This is a genomic window from Salegentibacter sp. (assembly GCF_041642575.1).
Classification (GTDB): domain Bacteria; phylum Bacteroidota; class Bacteroidia; order Flavobacteriales; family Flavobacteriaceae; genus Salegentibacter.
Genome location: NZ_JBEPWD010000162.1, coordinates 1 through 2,957, shown reverse-complemented (window position 1 = coordinate 2,957; position 2,957 = coordinate 1). Strand labels below are relative to the sequence as shown.

Annotated in this window: 3 protein-coding genes; all 3 read left to right on the top strand. The window is 38.9% G+C overall.

Annotated elements, in window-relative coordinates:
- A partial coding sequence (locus ACESK1_RS12825) for a TonB-dependent receptor domain-containing protein (protein ID WP_372920573.1) occupies window positions 1–711 on the top strand: 711 nt, incomplete at its 5' end.
- A gap of 1 nt (window position 712) precedes the next feature.
- Window positions 713–1,696: a metallophosphoesterase gene (locus ACESK1_RS12820; RefSeq protein ID WP_372920572.1), complete on the top strand. Its 984-nt coding sequence runs from the start codon at window positions 713–715 to the stop codon at window positions 1,694–1,696.
- 129 nt (window positions 1,697–1,825) lie between these two features.
- Window positions 1,826–2,956, top strand: a complete 1,131-nt coding sequence (locus tag ACESK1_RS12815) for a hypothetical protein (RefSeq protein ID WP_372920571.1) — start codon at window positions 1,826–1,828, stop codon at window positions 2,954–2,956.
- Window position 2,957 lies beyond the last annotated feature (1 nt).

Sequence of the window (2,957 nt, the reverse complement as noted above, 5' to 3'; positions counted from 1 at the left end):
CCTTATCGAATTGTAAATCGTGAAGATGATGAAATTGAATTCGGAAATCCTGATTTAGATCCTACCCGATCGATGAATTTTGATATCATGGCAGAGCATTATCTACCTTCTTTAGGTATAATTTCAGGGGGTGCTTTTCTAAAAGATATTAAGGATTTTAGGTATAAAAGATTGTACATTTTTGAAGATCCTGAATTTGAAGGTTTTGAAGCGGAACAACCGGTGAATGGTAACAATGCCCTTTTGGCGGGTTTTGAAATTAACTGGCAACAGCAACTGGATTTTCTTCCCGGCTTTGCCAAAAACTTCGGAATATTTGCCAATTATACCTATACCTGGTCTGAAGCTGAAGTGTTGGGTGAAACTTCTGAAGAAACCCGAACTGTAACTTTACCTGGACAAAGTAAAAGTTCTGGAAATGCCGCACTTTCCTACCAAAAAGGTGGTTTTAACGGGCGTATCTCCGCAAATTATGCAGGGGCATTTGTAGACGAGCTTCGGGACGATAGTGGAAATGACCGTTACTATGATGAAAGGCTACAGGTTGATATTTCTGCCAGCCAGCAAATCACCAAAAACTTAAGCGTTTTTGCCGAAGGTATGAATCTTACCAACGCGCCACTTCGTTATTACAACGGGGTGACTGCCCGACCGGAGCAACAGGAATTCTATTCCTTTTGGGTGAATTTTGGAATTAAATACGATTTGTAGGATGAAAAATAAATTGTATTCCATAGCTGTATTAAGCATTTTCAGCCTGTTTGTTTTTCAGGGAAACGCGCAGGAAAGGAAAAAAACCTATGTAAATGAAAACCAAACTTCCGGCCTGGAAAAATTGGTAGAGGTAGAAAACGGCTTACACTTTTTCGTGATTGGCGATTGGGGTAAAAACGGTTATTTCCATCAAAAAGAGGTTGCCGATATGATGCACCAAACTGGATTTGTGTTGGAGCCTGAATTTATAATTTCCACCGGCGATAATTTTTATCCCGATGGCGTGGCAAGTGTTCTGGACCCGTTCTTTAAAAGCAGTTTTGAAGATATCTATGAAGGCTTCAATTTGTTTTGTCCGTGGTATATTACTTTAGGAAACCATGAATATCTTGGAAATTCTCAAGCCATTATAGATTATGCAGAAATAAGCCAGCGCTGGAAAATGCCAGACCGCTATTATTATAAAGATATGGAATTGGAGGATTCTGAGGCTACCGCCCGATTTATCTTTTTAGACACTTCGCCTTTTGAAGATGAATATTATGAGCGTGAAAAGTATAAGAACGTGACCGAGCAAGATAGTCTTCAACAAAAAAAGTGGCTGGAGAAAACCCTGGAAGAATCTACCGCCCAATGGAATATTATAATAGGCCATCATCCATTTTATACTTCCGGAAAGCGAAAAGAAGACATTCCTTTTGTGCGGAACCATCTGGAAACTTTAATAGAAAAATATAAGGTGGACGCCTACTTTGCTGGACACGAACACGATTTGCAGCACCAAAAACCGGAAAATGTAAATACCCATCATTTTGTTTCGGGCGCCGGTGCAGAAACCCGACCTACGGGAACTTTACCTTTCACTAAATTTTCAAATGCTGAATCGGGTTTTATGGCGGTTTCCTTGCTGGAAAACAAAATGCTGGTTCAAATCATCAATTGGAAAGGCGAAGTTATTTATAACACTGAAATTAATAAATAATCTGGTTTCAGAAATCTTCAAGGTTCATTAAAACCTTGAAGTATAAACTAAATAAATTAAAATCAACGTAACCCGATGCTGAATCAAGTTCAGGAAGACGTTAAAAATCTAAACAAATATTTAATTATTATGAAAACTCAAATATCAACATCAATTTTTAAAGTATTATTTCTGTTCTTCTTATCAAGTACCATTCTAATTTCCTGTAAAAATGAGGAGAAAAAAGACAGTGCGGAAAAGATAACTTCCGAGGAAAATAGTTCGAGTGATAATCAAAAGGGAAAGGCTGTTTTAAAAGAAGCTTTCCATACCGACCGTGATTTAGGCGATAATGTAGACAGCCCGGCAATTTGGCACGGTAAAGATGGTCAAAACTGGCTGCTGGCTACGGCAAAAGAAGGAAATGCGATTATAGTTTACAATGCCGAAGATGGTTCGTTCATTGAGCGTTTTGGAGAATCCGGCGATGGAGAAGGCGCATTTAGCCGTCCCAATGGGATTACTGTTATTGATGATTTTTTACTTATTGTAGAACGAGATAATCGGCGTGTTCAGGTTTTTCAGCTTCCCAGCTTTCAGCCTCTGGGCTTCTTTGGCGATGAGTTATTACAAAAACCTTACGGAATTAGCGTTTCCAAAACGGGTGAGAATACCTTTAATGCTTATGTAACCGACAATTATGAAACGCCTGATGAGCAAGTACCACCAGTTGAAGAATTGGGGCAGCGTGTTCACTATTTCAGCTTTAAAATTGAAAACGACAAGGTTGTCGGGGAGCATAAAAAAGCTTTTGGTGATACTGAAGGAGAGGGGATTCTACACAAGGTAGAATCTATTTTAATTGATGAGGAAATGGAACGTTTGCTTATTGCCGATGAATACAGCGAACAAAGAAATATTAAAATTTACTCCCCTGAGGGTGAATTTACCGGGGAAATTATTTCAAATAAATATTTTGACAGTGAACCGGAAGGCATTGCGCTTTTTGAGTGTAAAGCAGATACCTCTGGCTATTACATAACCACTGACCAAAGTGATGATTACAATAAATTTGAGGTTTTTGACCGAAAAACCTTAGCACATGTAGGGACTTTTGGAGGAGAAATTACCACTAACACTGATGGAGTTGCACTTACTCAGAAGTCTTATGGTGATTTTGAGAATGGTGCATTTTTTCCGGTTCACGATGATGGCAGTGTTACTGCGATCTCCTGGAGCGATATCGCACAAGCTTTAGAATTAAAAAATAACTGTGAATAGG